The following is a 25,077-nucleotide window of genomic DNA, read 5'->3' on the forward strand; positions in this document are numbered from 1 at the left end:
TGACTCATGCCCGCCACCCAGGCCGAACGTGCTCAACACTTTTCACCACACCGCAAAAGCCGATCGGTGGATCGAGGCTTAGTGACTCAGCGCTTACGCGCCTTCTTCGCGGCGCGCTTGTTGAGCTTGCTCCAGAACTTGATCTGCCCGTTGGCCATTCGCGTGTCGCGCTTGGTGAACGGCGGCGCGATCATCTCGGCGACGGTGAACGGCATCGTCGAAAATGCCACTGCGCGTGCATGACTGAACGTCTCGAAGCCGGTCTTGCCGTGGTAGGCGCCCATACCGCTGCGGCCGATGCCGCCGAAGGGCAGTTCCGCACCGAACATGTGCAGTGCGAAGTCGTTGCCGTTGATCGATCCACTGCGCGTGTTGTCGGCAAGCCTCTTGAAGTTGGCGTTGTCGTCGCCGCACCAGTACATGGTCAGCGGATGGGGATTCGCTGCGATGTGGGTGATCGCCTCGGTCAGATCGCGGTACGGGTAGACACTCAGGACAGGGCCGAACACCTCGTCGTCGGCGATCTTCATGCCTGCCTTGACCCCGGTGAGCAGCGTCGGCGGGATCTTGCGACGCTCGGCTGACGGAAGCTGCTCGCCGCCCGGGATCACCTGCCGCTTGGTCGCACCGAGTTCGACAGCGTCGTCGATCAGTCCGACGATGCGGTCGTAGTTCTTCTGATTGATCGTCGACGTGTAGTCGGAGTTGTCGTAGATCGTCGGGAAGCTCTTGGTCCAGTGGGCGATGACCTTGTCGGTGAACTCACCGAGCTTTGCCTCGGGAACGAACACGTAGTCGGGACACAGACACACCTGGCCACCGTTGGCCATACGGGCCTCGGCCAGCATCTTCGCGGCCTTGCCGATGTCGGCCGAGACGTCGACGACGGCGGGGTTCTTGCCGCCCAACTCGAGCGTCACGGGCACGAGGTTCTTGGCCGCCTCCTGCGCCACCGACGACCCGACCTCGGGCGAACCGGTGAAGAACAGATGGTCGACAGCGAGCTTCGCGAAGTCGGAGCCCGAGCCATGCTTGGGCGTGATGACCGCGAGTTCTTCGATGGAGAAATAGTCAGGCGCGTGCCGCGCGATGACCTCGGTGGTGCGTGCGGTGATCGACGACGGCCGCATCAGCACCCGGTTCCCTGCCGCGAACGCCGAGGCTGCGGGCACGAACGTCAACTGCAGCGGGAAGTTCCACGGACCCATGATCCCGACCACGCCGAGCGGATCGTGCCGCACCCGCTGCTTGAACCCGATCAACCCCTGCACCCGCGCCGACGGGGTCTCCTTCATCCATTCCTTGACGCCGCGTCGCTGGTGGGTGATGTCGATGAGGCATCCGGCGACGTCGGCCGTGATGCTCAATTCGGCTGGGCGCGTGCCGAAGTCGGCGGTCAATGCCGCGCAGATCTCGTCGGAGTTGTCGAGCAGGAGCGACCCGAGCCGCGTGATGCGTTCGATACGCGTGTTGGCGTCCGGAATGCCGTCCCGCAGGAACGCGGCCTGCTGGATCTCGAGCAGTTCGGCCAACGAGTGAGCCTCCGACGAGACCCCCTTCTCGATGCGTCGACCCGCACCGGTCGTCACGTCCGCAGGCTTGGTCATGGTGGCTCCTTGAGGATCTACGGGTGCTCGGGGGCATAGTCGAATGAGACGCCGCCCCGATTGTGTATCACATGCTATGCCGTAGATCACACGAACGCGAGCGCGGGGTGGCGGACACACCCTGGCCGCGCACACTCGACGCGAGGAAGCGCCCAGTCGACGCGGGCGAACCGTCGACTGTGCGCTCGAGACCGTCGACTGTGCGCCCGAGACCGTCGACTGGGCGCTCCAGACCGTCGACTGTGCGCTTAGAACTGCCGAGTGGTCAGCCGAGACGCTCGATGATCGTGACGTTGGCCGTGCCGCCGCCCTCGCACATGGTCTGTAGGCCGTAGCGGCCACCGGTGCGCTCCAGTTCGGCCAGCATTGTCGCGAAGAGCTTCGCCCCGGTGGCGCCGAGAGGATGCCCAAGCGCGATGGCCCCGCCGTTCGGGTTGACGCGCGCGGGGTCGGCGCCGGTTTCCTTCAGCCAGGCGAGCACAACCGAGGCGAACGCCTCATTGATCTCGACGACGTCGATGTCGTCGATGCTCAGCCCCGACTTGGCCAGCGCGTACTTCGTCGCGGGGATGGGCGCGGACAGCATCTTCACGGGGTCGTCGCCGCGGACCGAGATGTGGTGGACGCGAGCGCGCGGGGTCAGGCCGTACTCGGCGAGTGCCTTCTCGCTGACCACCAGCGCCGCCGACGCGCCGTCGGAGATCTGCGACGCCACCGCCGCGGTCAGCCGCGAACCGTCGGCCAGCGGGGCCAACCCGGCCATCTTCTCCAACGACGTCTCACGCGGGCATTCGTCGACGACGCAGTCGGCCAGTGCGACAGTCTCGCCGTCGAACCGTCCCTGTGCGATAGCGGCTTTGGCTCGCTGATGCGACTGCAGCGCCCATTCCTCCATGTCCTCGCGGCTGATGTCCCACTTCCGCGCCATCAGATCGGCGCCGACGAACTGTGAGATCTCGGCGTCGCCGAATCGCTCACGCCAGCCGACGGATTCGGCTGTCGGCGTGGTGAATCCGAACTCCTGACCGGCAATCATGGCCTGCGAGATGGGGATTGCGCTCATGTTCTGCACGCCGCCGACCACGACGACGTCCTGCGTCCCACTCATCACACCCTGCGCCGCAAAGTGGATGGCCTGCTGGCTCGAACCACACTGACGGTCGACGGTGGTTCCGGGTACCTCCAGCGGCATTCCGGCAGCGAGCCAGGCGGTTCGGGCGATATTGCCCGCCTGCGGACCGATCGCGTCGACACATCCGAAGACGACGTCGTCGACGACCGCCGGGTCGATCCCCGTCCGAGTGACGAGTGCGGAGATGACATGCGCACCCATGTCTGCCGGATGCGTCTTGGCCAGCGAGCCGTTGCGCTTGCCGACGGGCGTACGAATAGCGTCCACGATGTACGCCTGTGGTGTGCTCATGAGAACTCCTGCTCGATAAGGGTATTCGCGCTCAGGCGCGCTGACTGGAGATCGACACCACTTCGCCCGTGAGATATGTGGTGTAGTCGCTGGCGAGCATCGCGATGGTGGCCGCGACCTCCCAGACCTCGGCTGCCCGGCCATAGGCCTCGCGCTGTGCAAGGTCGTCGAGCAGTTCGTCGCTGGTCACCTTTGCCAGGAAGGGATGCTTGGCAATCGACGGCGCAACAGCATTGATACGCACCCCGTGCTCGGCAGCCTCGACGGCAGAACAGCGCGTCAGTGCCATCACTCCGGCCTTGGCAGCGGCGTAATGTGCTTGTCCGCGCTGAGCTCTCCACCCGAGTACCGACGCGTTGTTGACGATCACGCCACCGTGCTCGACGGCACGAAAGTAGCGCAGCGCGGCCCGCGTGGCGCGGAACGTCCCGGTGAGCGTGATGTCGACGACGCGGTCCCACTCCTCGTCCGACATATCGGCGACGGGCGTCTCGCCACCGAGGCCGGCGTTGTTCACCAACACGTCGATACGTCCGAGTGTGTCTGCGGCACTGGAGATCAGCGAATCCACATCGGCAGTGGACTGCACATTGCACACCACCTTCCCGACGGTCTGACCGTCGAACTCGGCAGCCAGTTGGTCGGCGGCCTCGCCCAGTCGTCGCTCATGCCAGTCGCTGAGCACGACGTCGGCGCCCTCGAGCAGCGCCCGACGCGCCGTCGCGAACCCGATGCCCGTGCCCGCCGCTGCGGTCACAACGACTTTGCGTCCCAACAACAATCCGTGTCCCGGCGTCTCCTCCGGAGGTGTGGCCAACGGTGACCTCACACCATCGACCTCACTCGACGTCGTCTGTGTCATCGTGTCCACACCTCTCGCCTCGGTTCCGCGGCCATGCCTCGCTGTGCCCAAGTCATGCTCGTGCCTCGCTGTGCCCAATTCATGCTCGTGCCTCGCTGTGCCCAATTCATGCTCGTGCCTCGCGGTGCTCTCTTCATGCTCGTGCCTCGCGGGGCAAGGCGAGTACTCGCTCGGCAATGATGTTGCGCTGCACCTCGTTCGAGCCGCCGTAGATCGTGTCGGCGCGGGTGAAGAGGAACAGGCGTTGCCATTCGTCGAGCTCGACGTTCTCCGGATCGTGAATGTCATTGAGGTGACCCTCGACCGTCGCGCTGGGGCCGATCAACGACGCAGGACCGGCCACCGCCATCGCGAGCTCGCCGAGATCCCGATGCCAGTTGGCCCACAACAGCTTTGCCACCGAGGCCGTCCCTGCAGCGGCGGCCGCACCCCACGTGCCCCCGGTTAGTGTCGCGTCGTCGTCGAGTGTCCGTTGCGCATTGGCACGCATCGCGCTCAGTCCGATGCGGGCACGAACGAGGCGTGCGGCGATCTCCGGATTCTCGAGAGATCCGTTGGCTCTTGCCATCTCGGTGATCGCGTCGAGTTCACGCGCGAAGCCCACCTGCTGTCCCAGCGTCGAGACGCCGCGCTCGAACTGCAGTAGCCCCATCGCGACCCGCCAACCGTCGCCGGACTCGCCGACGATGAGGTCGGCGTCGGTGGTCGCGTCGTCGAAGAAGACCTCGTTGAACTCCGACGTTCCCGTCAGCTGTTGGATCGGCCGTACCGTGACGCCGGGCTGATCGATCGGGACCAACAGGAAGCCGAGTCCCTTATGGCGCGAGGAGCCCGCTTCCGTACGGGCCAGCACGAACACCCACTGCGCGACGTGCGCAAGCGACGTCCAGATCTTCTGTCCGTTGACATGCCAGCGGGTGCTGTCGTCGGAAAGTCGGGCCGTCGTGGAGACGCCCGCGAGATCGGAGCCCGCCCCTGGCTCGGAGTAGCCCTGGGCCCACAGCTCGGTGACGTCGACGATGCCGGGAAGAAAGCGCTGCTTCTGCTCTTCGGTGCCGAACTCGATCAGCGTCGGGCCGAGCAGCTCCTCACCGAGGTGATTCACCCTCGCGGGAGCGTTCGCGCGCGCATACTCCTGATGGAAGATGATTCGCTGCTGGAGTGTCGCGCCACGGCCCCCATACCGCGTGGGCCAGCCGAGGCATGTCCAGCCGGACGCCGCGAGATGGCGATCCCACGCCAGACGCTCGGAGAAGAACTCATGCTCGCTTCCGGGACCACCCCGACCCTTCAGCGCGGCGAAGTCGTCGACGAGGTTGTGCGCCAGCCACTCGCGCACCGCTCGCGTGAACTCTTCGGTCGCGGCGGGCGTGCTTCGCGCCCATTCGCCCAGGTCGACGGCACGATCGGCAAGGTTGATCGACGTCATGATCGCTAGCATAACCTACCAAGCATTTGTTAGGTTGAGGCCATGGAGTCGATAATGACCAACGGCGACGCCCAGTCGACGGGAGGAAGCGCCCAGTCGACGCCCGCGGCGCTGATCCGCGCGGCGCAGACCTGGCCGGCGCAGCAGGCGATCGTCGACCGTCAGTGGAGCAAAGGGGGTGCAGGCGTCGAGCTGACATACGCGGAGCTGCTCGAGCGTGTCCGCGAGTTCGCCGCAGCGCTTGTCGCGTCGGGCTTCGAGGCCGGCGACAGGGTGGCCATCTGGTCGCCGAACAGCCATCACTGGCCAATCGCCGCACTGGGCGTGCAGTACGCGGGCGGGGTGCTGGTCCCGCTCAACACCCGCTACACGGCGACCGAGGCCATCGATGTGATCGAAAGAGCTCAGGTGACGGCGGTCGTGGTGTCGGGTGAGTTTCTCGGCGTCGACCATGCGGCCGAACTGCTTGGCGCGCATGGCAGCTCGCTGCCCGACCTCGTGGTGCGAGTGCCGCTCGACGGGTCGGCACCTGCGCCTGACGGCAGCGTCGACTGGTCGGACTTCGTCGCGCGTGCCACCGACGAGACGCGTGCCGAAGCGGATCGTCGAGCAGATGCTGTTGCGCCAGAGGACATCTCCGACATTCTGTTCACCTCGGGGACCACCGGGAAGTCGAAAGGCGTTCTGGCCGAGCACCAGCAGACCATCGCGGGCGCGCGGGCGTGGGGAGCCAACGGACTCCTGAGTCCATCAGACCGCTACCTGATGGTGAACCCGTACTTCCACACGTTCGGATACAAGGCGGGCATTCTGCCGTCGATTCTCTACGGGACGACGATGATTCCGCTCGCGGTCTACTCCCCCACCGAAGCCATGCGAGTCGTCGAATCAGAGCGTGCGACAGTCTTTCCGGGAGCGCCGACCATCTTCCAGACCATCCTCGACGACCCCGCGCGCGCAGACCACGACCTGTCGTCGCTTCGCCTGGTGGTGACCGGCGCGGCCATCGTGCCGGTGGTGCTGATCGAGCGTATCCAACGCGACCTCGGCGTCGACACGGTGATCACCGCCTACGGCCAAACCGAATCCAGCGGCTTCATCACCACGTGCACCCCCGATGACGACGACGTCACGGTCGCGACAACGTGCGGCAGAGCCTTCGACGGCATGGAGATCGCGCTGTCGGACCAGGGTGAGGTGCTCACCCGTGGCGCGATGGTCATGCGCGGCTACCTCGACGATCCCGCGGCGACCGAAGCGACCATCGACGCCGACGGGTGGTTACACACCGGCGACGTCGGCGTGATCGACGAGCGCGGGAACCTCCGGATCACCGACCGGCTCAAGGACATGTTCATCTGCGGAGGGTTCAACGTGTACCCCGCCGAGGTCGAACAGACGCTCGCACGCCTCGACGGAGTCACCGAAACCGCTGTGATCGGAGTTCCCGACGACCGACTCGGCGAGGTCGGCCGCGCCTACGTGACGATCCACGACGCTGCCCACCTCACCGAGAACGATGTACTCTCCTATGCGCGAACACATCTCGCGAACTTCAAGGTTCCCCGATCCGTGGTGTTCGTCGACGCGTTTCCCCGCAACGCGTCGGGCAAGATACTCAAACGCGAACTGCGCTGAACTCCAGCTCGCTCACGAATCGGACTGCGACGCAGCCCATTCGGCGACACGTTGGGCGCTCTGCTCTTCGGAGAGATCCTCGACGCGAGTCATCACCGACCAGCGCACCCCGAACGGATCGAGGATCGACGCGAACCGGTCGCCCGAGACGAAGGTCGTGAGGGGCTCACGGACCGTCGCGCCGGCGGCTTCGGCCTTGGCCACCACCTCGTCGGCGCTGGGGCAGTAAAAGCCCAACGAGTAGCATGCCGCAGGCCCATCGGGCGCGGCGATCAGGCCGTACTCCTCGTTGGGCTCGCCGAGTTGCAGGTGGCCGGTGCCGAAGTCGATGTCGGCGTGCACGACCACGCCGTCGAACTCCGTGGCATCGACCAATCGTGCCCCGAAGACACTGGTGTAGAACTCGATTGCCTGCTTGGCATTCGACACGGCGATGAACGGCGTGAGACTCGTCAGGCCGTGCGGGATGCCGTCGGTGGTGTGTTCGCCGGTGACGCCCGTCGTCGGTTCGGTGGTGGTGTTCTGCTGTGTTGTCATACGTTTCACGGTAGGGATCGTGCGCGGTGCGCGGCTTGTAGATTCGCGACGACTATCATTGACTCATGCCCGTCAGCGGAGCCGACCCCTCCGGCGCCCCAGACTCCCGTGTAACAGACACTGATACACCAGACATGGGCGCCCCGGCCACCGACGCTCCAGACACCCGCGGGGTGCTCTACCCCGCTCGCCTGCCCACCTTCGATCGCGTCGTCGCGCCCGACGACCTCTCGTCGATGGTCGCGTGGTTCTGGATACCCCAGTGGAACCTCGCGCCCGGCCGGACGTCGCGGCAGAACATTCTGCCGTTTCCCGCATGCAACCTCGTCGTCGAAGCTGATGGTGTGCTGATCGTCGGGCCGTCGACTCAGCGCACGCACCGCGATCTGACCGGCTCCGGCTGGGCCGTCGGGGCATTGCTGCGACCGGCGGGCGCTGCCGCGCTCGACGTCTCGCCACGACCACTGCGCGATACCGCGCAACCGTTCCGTGCGCCCGATCTGTTCGAATCGATCTCTGTGGCAATGACTGTCAAGGAACCCGATGTCTCCGACGCCGCATCACGCTTCGCGTCGTGGCTGCGTGAACACTTGACGCCACCCCAGGACTCGGCGCTGCTCGCGAACGAGATGCAGGACCTCATCGCAGCGGATCGCAGCATCGTCCGCGTCGACGACCTCGCACGCGAGATGTCGATGTCTGTACGCACACTGCAGCGCATCGCCGACCGCCACATCGGCCTCTCCCCGTTGGCGGTCATCCGTCGATACCGATTGCAGGAGGCCGCGGAACGACTGCGCGACGACCCGACGATCACCCTCGCCGACGTCGCCGCCGACCTCGCATACACCGATCAGGCGCACTTCTCGGCCGACTTCCGCCAGACCCTCGGCCTACCGCCGGGCGAATACCGTCGCACCGTCGCCGAATCCGGTACGGACTCATGACAGACGCGACGCAAGCCGAGGACATGCTGGCACAGGTCGGTGCCCTCGATCCGGACTCGTCGACCAGAAGCATCGTCACGCACGGCGCGGTGATCGTGCTCAACGGTGATCGTGCGTGGAAGCTCAAACGGCCGGTTCGGTTGCGCTACTTCGACTTCAGCACGCCGGAGCGGCGTCGAGCAGCTCTCGACGCCGAACTCCGGCTCAATCGACGCTTCGCTCCCGGTCTCTACATCGCGGTACACGCGATCCGACGCACCGCGGACGGTTCGCTCTCGTTCGAAGGCGCGGGCGAGGTCGTCGACCACGTCTTGGAGATGACACGCTTCGACGACGATGCGCTGATGGTCACCCACGCACATCCGGGCGGCCTCGACGACGACCTGCTGCAGCGCCTCGCGATGCGCGTCGTCGAACTGCATCGGGGATCCGAGATCAGTGCGGATGCCCGTGGGGCGCAACGATTGCAGGACGTCGTCGACGGAAACCTCGCGAGCATGGCGGCGTTCCCGGACATCATCGAACCCGTTGTGGCACAAGAACTGACCGACAGGATCACCACCCTCATCACCGAGCATCGCGACCTTCTCGACGATCGGGCACGCGGCGGGCGCGTTCGCCACTGTCACGGCGATCTGCATCTCGGGAACGTCGCGATCGTCGACGGCGAGCCGATTCCGTTCGACTGCTTGGAGTTCGACGCGGAGCTCGCCACGACCGACGTCCTCTACGATCTCGCGTTCCTCGTGATGGACCTGTGGGCACGCGGACTGCGTCACGAAGCCAACGTCGTCGTCAACACCTACTTCGATCATGCGACGTTCGATGGTTCTATCGACGACGAGAATGGATTCTGCTTACTGCCGGTACTGCTCGCGGTACGCGCCACGGTGCGTGCACACGTCGCGGCAGCCGAGCACGACGTCGACCGCGCGCACGAATACCTCGCGCTTGCACTGGGTTTCACCGAGTCTGCGCGGCCGCGGCTCGTCGCGATCGGCGGCGGTTCCGGTACCGGGAAGTCGACGATAGCGCGGGCGGTCGGAGGCAGCCTCGATCCAGCGCCTGGCGCTCGCATCCTGCGCACGGACGTGTTGCGCAAACGTCTTGCGGGAGTGGGCATCGCGGACAAGCTACCGCGATCGGCCTACACCGACACGGCTCGCGCCGCGGTGTACACCGAGCTGTTCCGCCTCGCCGAAGCAGACGTGCGCGGCGGAATGAGCGTCATCGCCGACGCCGTGTTCGGTCGAAGCAGTCAGTCGACCGCAATAGCCGACGTCACCGAGTGCGCGGGCGTCGACTTCACCGGCATCTGGCTGGAACTACCTGAGGCCGAGCGCATTTCACGCATCGAGCACCGCGGACTCGACGCCTCCGACGCCGACGCCTCGGTCGCGCGCAGGCAGAGTGCGACGCTCGAACTGCCCGATGAGCGCTGGCGGCGCGTTGAGGCGTCGGGCGGCGTCGAATCGGTCGTCGCAGCGAGCGGGCTGGGCGCTGATCGCGGCTGAGGCCCGCGCCTCGACCAAGCCTCAGTCGCGCAGCGGCTTGACCAGTGGGAACAGGATCGTTTCGCGGATGCCCAGGCCGGTGAGCGCCATCAGCAGGCGATCGATGCCCATGCCGGTGCCCGCCGTCGGGGGCATGCCGTACTCCATGGCGGCGAGGAACTCTTCGTCGAGTCGCATGGCTTCGTCGTCGCCGGCAGCAGCGAGGCGTGCCTGGTCGACAAAGCGCTCACGCTGGATGACCGGATCGACGAGTTCGGAGTAGCCGGTGGCCAGCTCGAAGCCGCGGACGTAGAGGTCCCACTTCTCGACGACGCCCGGCACGCTGCGGTGTGCGCGAACCAGCGGCGACGTCTCGACGGGGAAATCGCGCACGAAGACGGGCTGCGAGAGCTTCTCACCGACCATGTGCTCCCACAGTTCCTCGACGAGCTTCCCGTGACCGTAACCCTTGTCCTTGGGCACCTCGAGGCCGACGCGGGCGGCGATGGCGAGCAGCTCGTCGACGCTGGTCCCGGGATGTTCCGGGCCGCCGTCGGGAACGATCTCCTGGCCGAGCGCCTCCGAGAGCGACGGGTACATCTCCAACGAGGTCCACTCGCCGGAGAGGTCGTAGGTGGTGCCGTCCGGCATTTCCGGCATGAGCGTGCCGATCGCGCCGAGTGCCACCTCCTGGATGATCTCGCGGGTCATCGTCGCGGCGTCGTCGTAGGTGCCGTAGGCCTGGTAGGTCTCGAGCATCGCGAATTCGGGCGAATGGGTGGAGTCGGCGCCCTCGTTGCGGAAGTTGCGGTTGATCTCGAAGACGCGCTCGATTCCGCCGACCACCGCGCGCTTGAGGAACAGTTCCGGCGCGATACGCAGGTAAAGGTCGATGTCGAAGGCGTTGGAGTGCGTCACGAACGGCCGTGCCGCCGCGCCGCCGTGCAGCGTCTGCAGCATCGGGGTCTCGACCTCGAGGAATCCTCGGGTGACGAGTGCCTTGCGCAGCTCGGCGATCACCGAGATACGGGTCCGCGCAGTCTCACGCGCTTCCGGACGCATGACGAGGTCGACGTAGCGCTGACGGACGCGCGTCTCCTCGTTCATCTCCTTGTGCGCAACCGGCAACGGACGCAACGACTTCGACGCCATCGCCCACTCATCGGCCATCACCGACAGTTCGCCGGTACGCGAGCTGATGACCTCACCGTGGACGTAGACGATGTCGCCGAGGTCGACGTCGGACTTCCATCGCGCGAGCGACTCCTCGCCGACCCCGTTGAAGCTGATCATGGCCTGGAGCTGGGTACCGTCGCCCTCCTGCAGCGTGGCAAAGCACAGCTTGCCCTTGTTGCGCAGGAAGATCACGCGCCCGGCGACGCCGACGATCGTGCCAGTCTCGGTGCCCGCCTCGAGGTCGGGGTGTGCCTCGCGGATCTCGGCGAGGCTGTGCGTGCGGCCGATCGACACCGGGTAGGCCTCGCGTCCCTCGTCGAGGATGCGGTCGCGCTTCTCCCGACGGATACGCAGTTGCTCGGGCGTCTGGTCGTCGTTGTCGCCAGCCGTTGTCGTTGCAGCCTTATTCGCGGAGGTCAGGGGTTCGCTCACACCTCGAAGACTATCGGCCGGGGTGGGATCGGGGAAAATCGCCGTGCTGGTGGATGTCAGTGCGCGGAGAAGACTGCCAGTTCGCCCGCGCTGATCTGGCCGTTGATGCCGTCGCGGCGCAGGCCGCGGAATCCGCCGACGACGAAGACAGTGCCACTGACGCCGCGTGCCTGCAGGTGCCAGGCGAGCCACTCCGCCTCGTGGCCGTCGTCGCTCACGAGGACCCAGCGCCGATCGGCGGTTGCGGTGCGCAGCGAGGTCGGTGAGCCGGGAGTCAGCAGGTCGAGCACCTCAGCGGCGTCGACGGCCAGCGCCCCGAGCAGCGCACCGTTGAGTCGGCGCTTGCGGTGACTGCGGATGTCGACCGGCACTGCTCCGGCGGCGATGGCGTCACGGTAGGCCGTGGGCTGAAGCGAGAGCGGAACGTCGGGGACGGCCTGTGTGACGGGTGCCTGCGCGAAGGCGTGGACCTGGACCGGTGCGTTGACCAGCGATGCATTGATGAGCGACGGGGCAGTCATGAGAGATACCTCGGTGGTGATCGAAACGAGCGGGGGCATCGACGAAGGGCGGCCGCATGAAGCGGACTCAGCCCTGACAACACTCCTGACAGCTCTTGATCACGGCGACAAGTTTGCCACAGTGCACGGCTACGGGCCAGGTCTGCGGGAGTTTCGTGCTCGCGGTGCGCAAAAAGACATTCGACGCCGCGCTGGGCGTGCCAGGTCAGCGGGTCCCGCGCCCACGGCCCTGCTGTTTGGCCCGCTCGGACACCAGGCGTAGCCCCTCGAGGGTCAGATACGAGTGGTGGGTGGTGAGCGTGCGGCTCTCCGGGTAGATCAGCGGCGCCAGCGACCCGGTGGCCACAACCGTCAGATCCCGGCCGTCGAAGCCGGCGACGGTGTCGCGCACCCTGTCGACGAGCCCGTCGACCTGCCCGGCGAATCCGTACAGGATGCCTGACTGCAGCGCTTCGACAGTGTTCTTGCCCAACACGCTGCGCGGGGGCATGAGTTCGACGCGGCGCACGGTCACCGTGTGCTCGGCGAGCGCCTCGACGCCGAGGTTCACTCCCGGCGCGATGGCGCCGCCGAGGAACTCGCCCTTCGCCGACACCGCGTCGACAACTGTCGCCGTGCCGAATGCGACGACGATGCACGGTCCGCCGTAGATATGCTGCGCGGCAAGACAATTGGCGACACGATCGGTGCCGACCTCTTTGGGATTGTCGACGAGCAGCGGGACCCCGGTGCGGACACCCGGTTCGAGGAGAACGTGATGGACGCCGTCGCAGTAGCGCGAGACCATGACGCGCAGTTCTCGCAGCAACGCCGGCACCGTCGACAACGCTGCCACGCCGGTGATCTGCTCGATGTCGTCGCCGAGTAGCCCGCGGATCGCCATCGCGAGTTCGTCGGCGGTCAGGTGCGGGTCGGTGTGAATCCGCCAGTCCCGCACGAGAGTGGCGTGTTCACCCGACCCCGCGAACACCCCGAGATGGATGTTCGTGTTCCCGACCTCGACAACGAGCAGCATCGACGACCTACACCGTCGAATCGGCGAAGTCGGTTCGCGCCGAGCCAGTTTCAGGGTGGCGCGGGTCGAGGAGTCCCGAACCCTCTGACGCGTGCGCGGGATCTGTACCGTTCTCGACGACGCGGTTGGCCTCGTCGACGAAAACCACGTGCGGGCTGTATGCACGCACCTCCGCTTCGTCGAGGATGCCGTAGGCGATGATGATCACCAGATCGCCGGGATGAACGAGATGCGCTGCCGCGCCGTTGATCCCGATGACGCCGGTACCGCGGTCGCCCGCGATCGCGTAGGTCTCGAGACGGGCGCCGTTGGTGATGTCGACGATGGTGACCTGTTCACCTTCGAGTAGGTCCGCGGCGTCGAGCAGGTCGGCGTCGATGGTCACCGACCCGACGTAGTGCAGATCGGCCTGAGTGACGGTCGCCCGATGGATCTTCGACGTCATCATGGTGCGAAACATGCTGTCATTCCTCTGTGTTGGCGTGCATTGCGGGCGGGCTGCAGAGTCTGTGGGGGCGTGATCTCGACAAGCTCGATCAGCGGAGAGCGGCGCACGATCAGCGAGGAGCGGCGCACGATCGGCGAGGGGCGGCGCATCCTTGGCCCGCTGGTCGAGCGGGCGCGAGCGAAGCGAGCACCCGAGTCGAGACCACCCTCCGCCGCTGGTTGGGTGATCTCGACAAGCTCGATCAGCGGGGAGCCGCGCTCGATCAGCGAGTGGTGGCGCTCGATCGGCGCGGGAGTGATCTCGACAAGCTCGACCGGCGAGGAGCGGCGCTCGATCAGCGCGGGGCGGTGCGGGTCAGTACGCATCGGGGTTCCCGATGTCCTCGGGCTCGATGCCGATCGACACGCCGACGTTGTCGATCAGCCGCGCCGCGCCGAGGCGGGCGGCGACCAGCAGGCGTCCGTCGCCCTTGTCGGGTGCTTCGCCGAGGGCGCGGTCGCGCAGCGCGAGGTAGTCGAGTTCGATCTCCGGCGACGTCGCCAGAACCGCCTGTGCGGCAGCGAGAATCGCATCCTTGCCGCCGGGAGCGGCGTGCGCGCCGGCGGTGAGCGCCGCAGACAGCGTGGTGGCGACCTCACGCTGCTCCGGTGTCAGGTAGCGGTTACGCGACGACAACGCCAGGCCGTCGGCCTCGCGCACCGTCGGCACCCCGACGATGTCGACGTCGAGGTTCAGGTCGGCCACCATCTGTGCGATCAAGACCAACTGCTGGTAGTCCTTCTCCCCGAAGAACGCGGCGTGCGGTGACGCGATGTTGAGGAGTTTGCACACCACGGTCAGCATTCCCGCGAAGTGTCCCGGGCGCACGGCACCGTCGAGGATGTCGCCTGCCGGCCCCGGCACGATCGTGGTCCGCGGCCCCAGGGGGTACATGTCGTCGACGGTCGGTGCAAACACCAATTCCACACCGGCGGAACGCAACAGCTCGATGTCGTCGTCGAACGTCCGCGGGTAGGCGTCGAGATCTTCGTTCTCGCCGAACTGCAGTGGGTTGACGAAGATCGAGACGATGACCACCACGTTGCCGACGCTCTTGGCGGCGTCGATCAACTGCAGGTGACCCGCGTGCAGCGCACCCATCGTCGGTACCAACGCCACGCGCTTACCCGCGCGACGCAGCGCCTGACTGACCCGGTGCAGTGTGGCGGGGTCGCGATGCACCGTCAGTTCACCTCGGGCGTAGGCGTCTGGACTCAGCGGCGCGGTCATCGTTCTCCTCCTACACAGCTCGAAAGGCCGTGCATCACAACATCTGTCGGCATCTGTTCGGGTTCACTCACTGCTCCAATACGTCGAGGAGCGGTGCGGGTGCGTCGGTGTACGCGGCTGCCCGACGCGCAAGGATGCGATACGCCTCGGCGATCGCATCCGGTCGATGGCCGCCGGGTAGTGCGCGGAGAGCGTCGAGGTGGTCTGCGACGGCCTGCGCGTCGCCTCGGGCGACGGGCCCTGTCAACGCGGCGGGGCCGAGATCGAGCACATTGTGGAGGGCCGCGGTGAGAAGCGGCGCGAGGATGCGTTCGGCCAACCGTTCCGAGGATCCGTCGACGGTCGCCGCGTCCCGACCGGACTCCCCCGCGCCGCCCTCGATGGCCGCGTTCATCGCCACGACCGCATCGCTGACGAGTGCGACGAGATGATTAGCACCGTGCGCGAGTGCGGCGTGATAGAGCGTGCGGTCGGCCTCGGCGATCCGGACGGGCTCACCGCCCATCTCGAGCACAAGGGCCGACGCTATCGCGAGACCCACCTCGTCGGCAGCGGTGACGCCAAAGCACGCCTGCGGCAGCCGGGCGGTGTCGTCGTCGGTTCCGACGAACGTCATCGCGGGATGAATGGCGAGCGGAAGCGCCCCGAACGCGGTGAGGGGCGCCAGGATGTCGACGCCGTGCGCGCCCGCTGTGTGTACGACGAGCGTCCGAGGACGCAGCCGCCCGCTGTCCACGATCTCGGCGACGACGTCGGAGATGCGGTCGTCGGGTACCGCGATGATCAGGAGCTCCGAGCGTGCGACGACGTCGGGAAGGTCGAGGATCTGCGATTCGGGAAGGCGCTGCGCGGCGCGGCGTCGAGAGTGCGGCGACCGCGCCACAACCGCTCCGACCACGTGGCCTGCGCGTTCGAGTGCCTCGCCGAGTGCGGTTCCGACACGTCCCGCCGAAATGATGCCGATGGTCAGGCGCGCGGGTGTCGGCAGATTGCTCACGCCTGCGAATTCGGCGGAGAAAGATCCGGAATGGCCTGCTCGCCCCGCGTCGCGGGGTGGCTGATTCGACACGGCGGGATCGCCGTTCGGTGAGGTCACCGGTGTCCTCCCAGATCGTTCCAGTCCCAACTGCAGCGTGGGTACCGGACGTGCACCGCAATGCTAGGCGCTCGACGCATCGTCGGGCCAATGCCTGTGAGACGGGTCACCCGAGAGGACCGGTCAGAAGGGTGCCGGGCTGTGAGAAGTCAGTCTTCGCGACGGCGACGTCCGCCGCCGCTACCGCCGGAAGTCTGGCGAAGCTGATTGAGCAGCTCCGCGACCGGCAGCCCCGCTGTGTGCGCGGCGTCGTGGTCGTCGTCTTCCTCACGGCGTCGTCGGCCACCGCTGTAGCCGGCACGCGCACCGTCGTCGCCGGTCTCGTGACGCCCCGCCGTGGTGTCGGTGGCATCGGGGGTGTCGGTGTCTCCGGACTCCGGTGCGGGTGAGGTTGCCGCGTCGGCCGCCTGGGTGTCGTGCTCCGGCGCCTCGACGGTCTCGGCAGCAGGGGCCGTCTCCGCAGTGGGGACATAGAATCCGCCGGAGAACGGCGACGCCGAGGTCGGTTCTGCGGGCGGAGGCGTCTCGTCGAATCCCGACGTGTAGGGCGCGCGCGGCTGTTCGTCGACGACGTCGACGACCACCTCTTCAACCCCGAACTCTTGAACGGGTTGCGCCACAAGCGTCTCGTCGACGGCCCGTGCCTCGACTTCTTCGGCGCGGACGTCCTCGACGGCTACGTCCTCGACGGCTTCGACGGCGACTTCGTCGGCGCGGATGTCGTCGAGCGGAACCTCGGTGGCGATGCGGCCGGAGATGGGGGCGTCACCCGGAATGACCGGAAGCACTTCCGTCATCTCGTTGGGATCGACATCAGACCCGAAGCGTCGCGGAGCGTCGAACGGGCGGGAGTCGCGTCGTCGATGCTCGGCGCCCGGGGCGGTCTGCTCGAAATCGCGGGCGGCAACAGCGCCGTCGTCGTGAGCGGTGTAGTCGGTCTGGCCGTAGCCGCCCGGGTAGCCCGCCCCGCTGCCGTAGCCGCCGGCCTGGGGATCGGAGTGACCCGGCTGCGCTCCGAGACCGCCGAGACCCGAGGCCAGCTCGCGCAGCTTCTCGCTGGGAAGCGCCGCTCGCTGGTCGGGTAGCGACTCGCCCAGCAGCATCTCCAGGCTCGACCGCAGAGCGAGTACCTGCGCCTTGAGTTCTGCCAGCTCGACACCGGCCTCGTCGCTGATCTCCTTGCGGATCGTCGATTCGACGTCGAGCTCGTACTGCCTGCGCGCGGCGATCTCGCGCTCGAGTTGCAACTCGTACACCAGTCGCAGATCGCGGCTCTTGCTCTCGGCGCTTTCGGCCTGTCTGCGGTAGCGAGTGACAAGGATCGCCGCGATCACAGCGGCCCACAGCGCCGCGATCACCGCCAGCGATCCGAGCACCGAGATCTGATCGGCGAAGAGCATCAACACGCTGGCCACCACGGCCAGCACGATCAGGAGACCCACCAACCACTGCCCGACGCGACCGGAGCGGCGTGTGTCGGCGGCACGGCCAGTCGAGGTCGTCATGATCGTGAACTTACCCTCTGACGGCCCGCGCGACCGCCAGGCTGGTGCGGAGAGTCACGATTGGCCTCATAAAATCCCATCACAGAGGGGGTCACGCGGGCCCGGGATGACCGTCTGCCCGCGGCTGCGTCGGCTGGTCGGTCGGGTCGTCGGGTGCCCGGCAGCAGTACTCGAGCCACAGCGCCGCGACGACGAGCACGAGCCCGCCGAAGGCGCCGACGATCGCACCGGGTCTGTCATGCTCGGCAGCATTCACGCCGTGCTGACTCCACAGGAACACCAGCATCCCCACCCATACGCCGACGGCCACGGCACCCAGGATCGCCGACGCCTTGGCCAGTGCGAGGACACGCGCTGCGGTCAGCGGGTGCAGCTGCCCGCGTGCACGACCCACCTGACGGTCGGCGACACGTGCGCGCACCACGAATGCCATCGCCGTCTCGATCGCGGCGAGCACGTAGAGGACGATTCCCGCCAGCAGCGGCAGCGGGGGCAGTGCCGAGTAGTTGTAGCGCACCAGAATCCACGAGATCACCGCGACAAAGACCGCAATGATCAGCAGATCACGTGGCCGGGTCGGACCAAGGCCGGGTTCGTCGGACTCCGGTGGCGTCGACGGCTGCGGGGTTGTCACCGCGCCACCTCACTCCCGGGTCGGCCCGGCTGCGAACCTCCCGGGCGCACGTACAGTCGGTGCACGCCTGCGCGTTCACTCGCGGGTAGTGCCGCGACCAGGTCGACCACCGACCGGACACCGTCGGGCGTCCACAGCGTCGCGTCGGGTTCGATCTCCAGCCACGGCACGAGCACGAAGGCACGGTCGGCGGCTCGCGGATGCGGCAGCGTCAGCACGTCGTCGTCACTGATGATCGGCTGCCCGTCGGCGTCGGTCGCACAGATCACGTCGACGTCGAGAGTTCTTGGGCCCCAACGGATGTCTCGGGTCCGGTCAGCAGCGCGCTCGAGTTCGAAGCCACGCTCCAACCAGTCACGCGCAGAGATCGGGGCGTCGACGATGAGCGTGATGTTGTAGAAGTCGGGTTGTTCGACGCCGCCCCACGGGGCCGTCGAATAGATGCTCGACGCCGCGACGAGGTTGTCGGCGAATGCGTCGACAACCTCACCGAGCCGGGCCACTCGGTCGCCGAGATTGGTACCGGCGGACAACACGGCGCGCGTCATCTCGCACCACCCGCCGATTTGCGGGAGCGTCGGGTCACGACGGCGACGTCGGCGAAATCCAGCGGGATCGGCGCGGACGGCTTGTGCACCACCACTTCGCACGCGTGAATGCGGTCGTCGAGCATGACCTTCTCGGCGATCTCCCCGCCGACAGCCTCGATCAGATTGCGGGGGTCACCGGCGACGACGTCGTGGACCTGCTGTGCGAGCGACCCGTAGTCGATGGTGTCGGCCAGATCGTCCGACGCCGCGGCGGCCCGCAAGTCGGCCCACAGCGTGACGTCGATGATGAAGTCCTGCCCGTCGCGGCGTTCGTGGTCGAAGACGCCGTGGTTGCCGCGCACCCGCAGTCCGCGCAGTTCGATGCGGTCAGCCATCTCGATGCTCCCGCCGGACGGTATGCCGGTCACGCCCACCCGAACGCCACGCCGCGGCGACGGTCACCGCATCCCGGTTGGCCGCGACGTCGTGGACCCGAACTCCCCACGCGCCCTGCACCGCGGCGAGCGCGCTGATCGACGCCGTCGCGATCTCGCGTCCCTCCGGTTCACGATCGTGGCCGTCGGCGGCGAGCAGCGTGCCGAGGAAACGCTTGCGCGACGCCCCGACGAGCACCGGAAAACCGAGATCGACCAGCGTCGGCAACGCGTTGAGCAGCGCCCAATTGTGTTGTGCTGTCTTGGCGAATCCCAGCCCGGGATCGAGGATGATGTTGTCGGGATCGACCCCGACGTCGACAGCGGCGTCGACCTGGCCGAGGAGCTCACGACTGACCTCTGCGACCACGTCGCGGTACCCGCCCGTGTCGTCGACCCGGTGCGTGAATCGTCGACCGGCATCCGATTCGGCTGCCGCGGGACGCCAGTGCATCAGAATCCAGGGCAGTCCGGCGTCGGCGAGAAGCGCTGCCATGCCCGGATCGGCGCGACCCCCCGACACGTCGTTGACGATCGTCGCCCCGGCCTCGATGGCGGCCGACGCCACGCCTGCGCGCATCGTGTCGACCGAGACCTGTGCACCCTCGGCAGCGAGTGCGGCGATCACCGGAACCACCCGCTTGATCTCGACGGACTCGTCGACGCGTACCGCACCCGGGCGGGTCGATTCGCCCCCGACGTCGATGATGTCGGCGCCGTCGGCGAGCAGACGAAAACCGTGTTCGACGGCGCGCTCGGCGTCGAGGTAGCGACCACCGTCGGAGAATGAGTCGGCGGTGACGTTGACGACGCCCATCACCTTTGTGCGCGCGTCATCGGCCGTGTCGACGGCGACCGGGTGAGCGGTCACCGGGTGATGAGGTCGAGTGCCTCGCCGCGCGAAACGGCGCTGGTCTTGAAGATGCCGCGCACCGCGGACGTCGTCGTGCGAGCGCCCGGCTTGCGGATGCCGCGCATCGCCATGCACAGGTGTTCGGCTTCGATCACCACGATCACGCCACGTGGATTGAGCCGCTCCACCAGAGCATCGGCGATCTGGCTGGTCAATCGCTCCTGCACCTGCGGACGCTTGGCGAAGAGGTCGACGACGCGCGCCAACTTCGACAGTCCGGTCACCTGGCCCGATGGGCCGGGAATGTAGCCGACATGGGCGACACCGTGGAACGACACGAGGTGGTGCTCGCACGTCGAGTACATCGGGATGTCTTTGACCAGCACCAACTCGTCGTGGTCCTCGTCGAAGATGGTCGCGAGTACCTCCGACGGGTCGGTGTAGAGCCCGGCGAACATCTCGCGGTACGCGTTGGCCACGCGGGTCGGCGTGCGTCGCAGCCCCTCGCGGTCGGGGTCTTCGCCGACCGCGATCAGCAACTCCCGGACGGCAGCTTCGGCGCGCTCCTGGTCGAAGAAGCGCCCCTCTCCGGTCGATAGTTCGCGCGACGCGCCGTCGTGAGTCGCGATGTCGTGACCCTCGCTGATTGTCATCGATCCGACCCTCAGGCTCCGTCTCCGTGTGAACGATTGTCCCCGTGTGAACGATTGTCCCCGTGTGAACCGCTGTCGCCGGAGTCATCACGATGCTGCCCACCGTTGTGGCCCGCACCGTTCTGACCGCCGTACGAGCCGTTGCCATAGCCATACCCGTTGGGCTGATTTCCGTTGGCGCCGTTCGGGTTTCCGTTCTGCGGATATCCCTGCGTCTGCGGATACCCGTGCGACTGCGGATCTCCCTGCGACTGGGGCGGCCAACCCGGCGCCGACCAGTCACGCGGGGCGCCGTAGTCGGGTCGGGTTCCGCCGCCCTGCGGGCCCTGCGGGTAGGGCTGCTGCGGGTAGGGCTGCCCGTAGCTCTGACCTGGATAGGAACCCGGACCTTGAGGCGTTCCGTAGCAGGGCTGCTGCCCACCGGGGTAACCGGACGGCGAGCCCGGTGCACTGCCGGCACCGACGGGTTCGCGCACCGGCTCCGGCGGAGGCGGAGGCCACGGCTCGCCACGTTCGATGGCCCTCTCGCCGGGGGTCTTCACCGGGGGCTTGTCGCTCGGGGTGCGCTCGCCGAACTCGTTGAACGTCGTGATTCGCGGACGCTTCTCGACGTCGGAAAGGATGCTCTCGAGATCCTTGCGGGTCAGCGTCTCCTTCTCAAGGAGTTCGCTGGCGAGCACGTCGAGGGTGTCGCGGTACTCGGACAGAATCGCCCACGCCTCGGTGTGCGCGGCCTCGATCAGTCGGCGCACCTCGTCGTCGATTTCGCTCGCGACCTCGGCGGAGTAGTCACTCTGCGCGCCCATGCTGCGGCCGAGGAACGGATCGCCCTGCTCCTGCCCGTAGCGCACAGCGCCGAGCTTGGCGCTCATGCCGTATTCGGTGACCATCGCGCGTGCGATCTTGGTCGCCTGGTCGATGTCCGACGACGCGCCGGTCGTCGGCTCGTGGAAGACCAATTCCTCCGATGCGCGTCCGCCCATGGCCATCACCAGACGAGCGATCATCTCCGAGCGCGTCATCAGGTCTTTGTCCTGCTCGGGCACGGCGAGCGCGTGACCGCCCGTTCGTCCACGCGCGAGGATCGTCACCTTGTAGATCGGGTCGAGATCGGGCATCGCCCACGCGGCGAGCGTGTGACCACTTTCGTGGTACGCGACAACCTTCTTCTCGTGTTCGCTGATGATCCGGCTCTTGCGACGCGGTCCGCCGATGACACGGTCGACCGCCTCCTCGAGCATCTCCGCCGTGATGACCGTCTTGTTCTCGCGTGCGGCGAGCAGTGCGGCCTCGTTGACGACGTTGGCGAGGTCGGCGCCCGACATTCCTGGCGTGCGCTTGGCCAAACCGTCGAGGTCGGCGTCTTCTGCGATGGGCTTGCCCTTGGCATGCACCTTGAGGATTGCCCGACGACCGGCGATGTCGGGGTTGCCGACGGGGATCTGCCGGTCGAAACGTCCCGGACGCAGCAGCGCAGGGTCGAGGATGTCGGGACGGTTGGTCGCTGCGATCAGGATCACGCCCGAGCGGTCGCCGAAGCCGTCCATCTCCACGAGCAACTGGTTCAACGTCTGCTCGCGCTCGTCGTGACCACCGCCGAGACCGGCACCACGCTGACGGCCGACGGCGTCGATCTCGTCGACGAAGATGATGCACGGGCTGTTGTTCTTGGCCTGCTCGAACAGATCGCGCACACGCGACGCACCGACACCGACGAACATCTCGACGAAGTCAGAACCGGAAATGGTGAAGAACGGCACGCCCGCCTCGCCAGCGACTGCCCGCGCCAGCAGGGTCTTACCGGTACCGGGCGGACCGTAGAGCAGCACGCCGCGGGGAATCTTGGCGCCGAGCGCCTGGTAGCGCGCCGGGTTCTGCAGGAAGTCCTTGATCTCGTACAACTCTTCGACGGCCTCGTCGGCACCCGCGACGTCGGCGAAGGTGGTCTTGGGCATGTCCTTGGACAACTGCTTGGCCTTGGACTTGCCGAAGCCCATCACGCCGCCCTTGCCGCCACCCTGCATGCGGTTCATGACGAAGAAGAAGAGCCCGAACAAGAGCAGCATCGGCAGCAGGAAGATCATGATCTGCCAGAACACCGACTGCTGCGTCACGTTGGTCTGGTAGCCGGCCCCGGTCGACTTGACCGAGTCGAAGACCTGCTCACCCGCCGAAGCCGGGTACTTGGTCGAGATCTTCGTGACGTCCTTGCCGTCGACCTTGATTGCATCCTTGGTCTCGATCCGCAACTGCTGTTCGCGATCATCGATCTGGACGAACTTGGTGTTCTTGGTGTTGAGCTGTGTCAACGCGACAGAGGTGTCGACCCCGGTGTAGCCGCGATCGCCATCGCGCATCGCGCTCCAGCCCCACAGGGCGAGCACAAGCACCGCGAGTATCGCGAGGTTACGGAAGACTGTCTTTCGGTTCATGCGCATTGGTGGAGGTCCAGGCCACGTGTTGGGCCGCCCGGCGCCGTTACCACTGTCCTTCCCATCGGTTCGTGAACGATGTGAACGCCACCCAAGGGTTCGGTCGTACACATTGAGGCTACCGGTCAACGATCACGCAGGTGAAACCGTTCCCTGTTTGTCTGCGTGGCTTCGCCACGCGCTGTTTGCGCCCTCAGCGCCACTCTTCGTCGTCACCGGCAACGTCGCTACGCTCCTCGCCGGCCCTCCTGCATCGCGGCGCGCGCAAACAGGGTTTGTCTGCGTGCGGGCTCCGCCCGCGCTGTTTGCGCCCTCAGCGCCACTCTTCTCGTCGTCACCGGCCCCGTCGCTGCGCTCCTCGCCGGCTCCTCCTGCATCGCGGCGCGCGCAAACAGGGTTTGTCTGCGTGCGGGCTCGGCAACGTCGCTCCGCTCCTCGCCGGCTCCTCCTGCATCGCAGCGCGCGCAAACAGGGTCCTGGGTGCTAGTTCTCGTAGACCGAGGCGCGCAGGCGACCGATGAAGGGGAGGTCGCGGTAGCGCTCGGCATAGTCGAGGCCATAGCCGACGACGAACTCGTTCGGGATGTCGAAGCCGACATCGGCGACGTCGACGGGCGAACGGACGGCCTCCGGCTTGCGCAGCAGCGTGCACACCGCCAGCGACCGCGGCTGGCGGGTGGCGAGGTTCTTCATCAGCCACGACAGCGTCAGACCCGAGTCGATGATGTCCTCGACGATGAGCACGTCACGGCCCGCGATATCGCGATCGAGATCCTTGAGGATGCGCACCACGCCCGACGACGACGTCGCCGACCCGTAGCTCGACACAGCCATGAACTCCATCTGCGACGGGATCGGCAGTGCGCGGGCGAAATCGGTCATGAACATGATCGCGCCCTTCAGGACGCCGATCAGGACCAGATCGTCCTGCAGGTCCGTGTAGCGCTGCACCACCGACTGGGCCAGCTCCGCGGTCCGCGCCTTGATCTGTTCCTCCGTAATGAGGACTGCTTCGATGTCGTCGCCGTAGTGGTGCTCGATCTCGATCTCGGAATGCACGGATACCAGCTTGACACGTCCGCCGAACCGGGCGAAGCCCGCGGTGCCATCTACTGCGCCTGCACGCGATTGCCACCTACAGAAAATGTCGTCCGATAACAGGACAAATCTATTACAAGAGAATAACGGATCGAAACATGCGTCACCCACGGTTCGCGTTCAGCCCGCGCTCCGAGAAAAGAAGTCACTATCTATTCTTGAGCCTCACCGTGATCGGCATCACACAACACGAAGCTCGGCATTTCTGAGAATCACACGACGGCGTAATCGCCGATGACAAGCAGACTCAACGTCGGATCAAGGACGAGGACGACAATGAACCAACAGCGGCGACACCACACCCAGCCACCCTCTCGACTAGCACCTTCGCTTAGCGAAATATACGCGCCGACAGAGTATTTGATACGTGCGATTGCAATCTTCGCCGCCGCAGCGCTCGCGATCCCCCTGCTGCACGCGACCGCCCACGCTGCGCCGTCGTCGGACTCGGTGCACTACCGACTCTCCGGCCGGCCAAGTTCGCTGAGCATCTCCGTGGCAGACGGAACGATAGCCCGCGAGGGCTCTGACCTGGTCATCAAGAATGGCGCGGGAAAGTCCCTTTTCCGCATGGCTTTGTGGTATCGGGACGAATATCTCGAATTCCCCATCGACGCGCAAGTGACTCCGACATCCGCGACATTGGTCCCGTCCAAAGACAAACTGCGTGCACATCTCGTCGATCCGGTACATGTGAACGCGATGCGCGCCGTCGCCGCCAAGGCAACACCACAGAAGCAGACGAAGCAGACAAAGCAACAACGCGACGACGAGGCGTTGACGCGATTCAACGGCCAGTTGTCGGCCGGAATGACCATTTCTTCTCTGGTCGGACTCACCGTCGGCGCAATTATCGGGGGCGCGATCGGGTGCGCGATCGGAGCCGTTGCCGCAGGAATCGGGTGCATCTTCCCGGGCATAGAGATCGGTGCGACGCTCGGCTCGATCGTCGGAATCATCCTCGGCGGGGGTGGGACGCTGATCCTCTCGGCAATCCAGTACTTCCAGACGATCAACTCACCCGTCTAGATCAACTGGTGCGATC

General features: G+C 66.4%; 24 protein-coding genes. 4 read left to right on the top strand and 20 right to left on the bottom strand.

Features of this window, described 5'->3' with window-relative positions; all coding sequences use genetic code 11:
• Positions 1 to 86: 86 nt before the first annotated feature.
• From A5766_RS23465 to A5766_RS23480, 4 genes are all read right to left on the bottom strand, one after another.
• Positions 87 to 1,607, bottom strand: a complete 1,521-nt coding sequence (locus tag A5766_RS23465; protein ID WP_005207529.1) for an aldehyde dehydrogenase family protein — start codon at positions 1,605 to 1,607, stop codon at positions 87 to 89.
• 265 nt (positions 1,608 to 1,872) lie between these two features.
• Complete coding sequence (locus tag A5766_RS23470; protein WP_005207530.1) at positions 1,873 to 3,030, bottom strand: acetyl-CoA C-acetyltransferase; 1,158 nt, start codon at positions 3,028 to 3,030, stop codon at positions 1,873 to 1,875.
• Between the two features lie 31 nt (positions 3,031 to 3,061).
• Positions 3,062 to 3,892 (bottom strand): SDR family oxidoreductase, encoded by an 831-nt coding sequence (locus A5766_RS23475; protein WP_005207531.1) that lies wholly within the window; start codon positions 3,890 to 3,892, stop codon positions 3,062 to 3,064.
• 133 nt (positions 3,893 to 4,025) lie between these two features.
• Positions 4,026 to 5,321: an acyl-CoA dehydrogenase family protein gene (locus tag A5766_RS23480; protein WP_064906663.1), complete on the bottom strand. Its 1,296-nt coding sequence runs from the start codon at positions 5,319 to 5,321 to the stop codon at positions 4,026 to 4,028.
• Between the two features lie 42 nt (positions 5,322 to 5,363).
• Here A5766_RS23480 and A5766_RS23485 point away from each other — a divergent pair, with 42 nt between their 5' ends.
• Positions 5,364 to 6,959 carry a FadD3 family acyl-CoA ligase gene (locus A5766_RS23485; RefSeq protein ID WP_005207533.1) on the top strand — a complete coding sequence of 532 codons (1,596 nt, stop codon included), beginning with the start codon at positions 5,364 to 5,366 and terminating at the stop codon, positions 6,957 to 6,959.
• 12 nt (positions 6,960 to 6,971) lie between these two features.
• Here the strand turns inward: A5766_RS23485 and A5766_RS23490 are convergent, their stop codons facing one another.
• The gene (locus tag A5766_RS23490; RefSeq protein WP_039856322.1) at positions 6,972 to 7,496 is read right to left on the bottom strand and encodes a VOC family protein; all 525 of its coding nucleotides are present in this window, start codon (positions 7,494 to 7,496) and stop codon (positions 6,972 to 6,974) included.
• A gap of 134 nt (positions 7,497 to 7,630) precedes the next feature.
• Between A5766_RS23490 and A5766_RS23495 the strand changes: the two genes are divergently transcribed.
• Together A5766_RS23495 and A5766_RS23500 are read left to right on the top strand one after the other, a co-directional pair.
• On the top strand, positions 7,631 to 8,443 hold the full coding sequence (locus A5766_RS23495) for a helix-turn-helix domain-containing protein (protein WP_064906664.1): 813 nt from the start codon (positions 7,631 to 7,633) through the stop codon (positions 8,441 to 8,443).
• Complete coding sequence (locus tag A5766_RS23500) at positions 8,440 to 9,957, top strand: bifunctional aminoglycoside phosphotransferase/ATP-binding protein (protein WP_005207536.1); 1,518 nt, start codon at positions 8,440 to 8,442, stop codon at positions 9,955 to 9,957. Before A5766_RS23495 ends, A5766_RS23500 begins: the two co-directional genes overlap by 4 nt.
• A 21-nt stretch (positions 9,958 to 9,978) precedes the next feature.
• On the opposite strand, the gene lysS is transcribed toward A5766_RS23500, so the two are convergent.
• From lysS to hpt, 15 genes are all read right to left on the bottom strand, one after another.
• A complete protein-coding gene (gene lysS, locus A5766_RS23505; RefSeq protein ID WP_064906666.1) occupies positions 9,979 to 11,544 on the bottom strand; it encodes a lysine--tRNA ligase in 1,566 nt (521 codons plus the stop codon).
• A gap of 56 nt (positions 11,545 to 11,600) precedes the next feature.
• Positions 11,601 to 12,065 (bottom strand): hypothetical protein, encoded by a 465-nt coding sequence (locus tag A5766_RS23510; protein ID WP_039856375.1) that lies wholly within the window; start codon positions 12,063 to 12,065, stop codon positions 11,601 to 11,603.
• A gap of 205 nt (positions 12,066 to 12,270) precedes the next feature.
• On the bottom strand, positions 12,271 to 13,080 hold the full coding sequence (locus A5766_RS23515; RefSeq protein WP_005207539.1) for a type III pantothenate kinase: 810 nt from the start codon (positions 13,078 to 13,080) through the stop codon (positions 12,271 to 12,273).
• Positions 13,081 to 13,087: 7 nt separating this feature from the next.
• Complete coding sequence (gene panD / locus A5766_RS23520) at positions 13,088 to 13,540, bottom strand: aspartate 1-decarboxylase (protein WP_005207540.1); 453 nt, start codon at positions 13,538 to 13,540, stop codon at positions 13,088 to 13,090.
• A complete protein-coding gene (locus A5766_RS23525) occupies positions 13,525 to 13,893 on the bottom strand; it encodes a hypothetical protein (protein ID WP_064906669.1) in 369 nt (122 codons plus the stop codon). The genes panD and A5766_RS23525 overlap by 16 nt, the downstream gene beginning before the upstream one ends.
• Positions 13,883 to 14,797 (bottom strand): pantoate--beta-alanine ligase, encoded by a 915-nt coding sequence (gene panC, locus A5766_RS23530; protein ID WP_064906671.1) that lies wholly within the window; start codon positions 14,795 to 14,797, stop codon positions 13,883 to 13,885. The genes A5766_RS23525 and panC overlap by 11 nt, the downstream gene beginning before the upstream one ends.
• A gap of 67 nt (positions 14,798 to 14,864) precedes the next feature.
• Entirely contained in the window at positions 14,865 to 15,893 is a 1,029-nt protein-coding gene (locus tag A5766_RS23535; RefSeq protein WP_064906673.1) for a Rossmann-like and DUF2520 domain-containing protein, read from the bottom strand.
• 149 nt (positions 15,894 to 16,042) lie between these two features.
• Entirely contained in the window at positions 16,043 to 17,398 is a 1,356-nt protein-coding gene (locus tag A5766_RS23540) for a DUF6779 domain-containing protein (protein ID WP_005207544.1), read from the bottom strand.
• Between the two features lie 91 nt (positions 17,399 to 17,489).
• On the bottom strand, positions 17,490 to 18,032 hold the full coding sequence (locus tag A5766_RS23545) for a DUF3180 domain-containing protein (protein ID WP_005207545.1): 543 nt from the start codon (positions 18,030 to 18,032) through the stop codon (positions 17,490 to 17,492).
• Complete coding sequence (gene folK / locus A5766_RS23550; RefSeq protein WP_005207546.1) at positions 18,029 to 18,580, bottom strand: 2-amino-4-hydroxy-6-hydroxymethyldihydropteridine diphosphokinase; 552 nt, start codon at positions 18,578 to 18,580, stop codon at positions 18,029 to 18,031. Before folK ends, A5766_RS23545 begins: the two co-directional genes overlap by 4 nt.
• Complete coding sequence (gene folB, locus A5766_RS23555) at positions 18,577 to 18,957, bottom strand: dihydroneopterin aldolase (RefSeq protein WP_039856327.1); 381 nt, start codon at positions 18,955 to 18,957, stop codon at positions 18,577 to 18,579. The genes folK and folB overlap by 4 nt, the downstream gene beginning before the upstream one ends.
• The gene (folP, locus tag A5766_RS23560; protein WP_064906680.1) at positions 18,950 to 19,813 is read right to left on the bottom strand and encodes a dihydropteroate synthase; all 864 of its coding nucleotides are present in this window, start codon (positions 19,811 to 19,813) and stop codon (positions 18,950 to 18,952) included. Before folP ends, folB begins: the two co-directional genes overlap by 8 nt.
• Before the next feature lie 50 nt (positions 19,814 to 19,863).
• Complete coding sequence (gene folE / locus A5766_RS23565; protein ID WP_064906675.1) at positions 19,864 to 20,502, bottom strand: GTP cyclohydrolase I FolE; 639 nt, start codon at positions 20,500 to 20,502, stop codon at positions 19,864 to 19,866.
• An 11-nt stretch (positions 20,503 to 20,513) separates the two neighbouring features.
• Positions 20,514 to 22,934, bottom strand: a complete 2,421-nt coding sequence (ftsH, locus tag A5766_RS23570) for an ATP-dependent zinc metalloprotease FtsH (RefSeq protein WP_082965626.1) — start codon at positions 22,932 to 22,934, stop codon at positions 20,514 to 20,516.
• Positions 22,935 to 23,417: 483 nt separating this feature from the next.
• Positions 23,418 to 23,993 carry a hypoxanthine phosphoribosyltransferase gene (gene hpt / locus A5766_RS23575; RefSeq protein WP_005207551.1) on the bottom strand — a complete coding sequence of 192 codons (576 nt, stop codon included), beginning with the start codon at positions 23,991 to 23,993 and terminating at the stop codon, positions 23,418 to 23,420.
• A 399-nt stretch (positions 23,994 to 24,392) separates the two neighbouring features.
• Here hpt and A5766_RS23580 point away from each other — a divergent pair, with 399 nt between their 5' ends.
• The gene (locus A5766_RS23580) at positions 24,393 to 25,061 is read left to right on the top strand and encodes a hypothetical protein (RefSeq protein WP_005207552.1); all 669 of its coding nucleotides are present in this window, start codon (positions 24,393 to 24,395) and stop codon (positions 25,059 to 25,061) included.
• The last annotated feature ends 16 nt before the right edge of the window (positions 25,062 to 25,077 follow it).

Origin of the sequence: Gordonia sp. 852002-51296_SCH5728562-b (genome assembly GCF_001665475.1) — a bacterium.
Taxonomy (GTDB): domain Bacteria; phylum Actinomycetota; class Actinomycetes; order Mycobacteriales; family Mycobacteriaceae; genus Gordonia; species Gordonia sputi.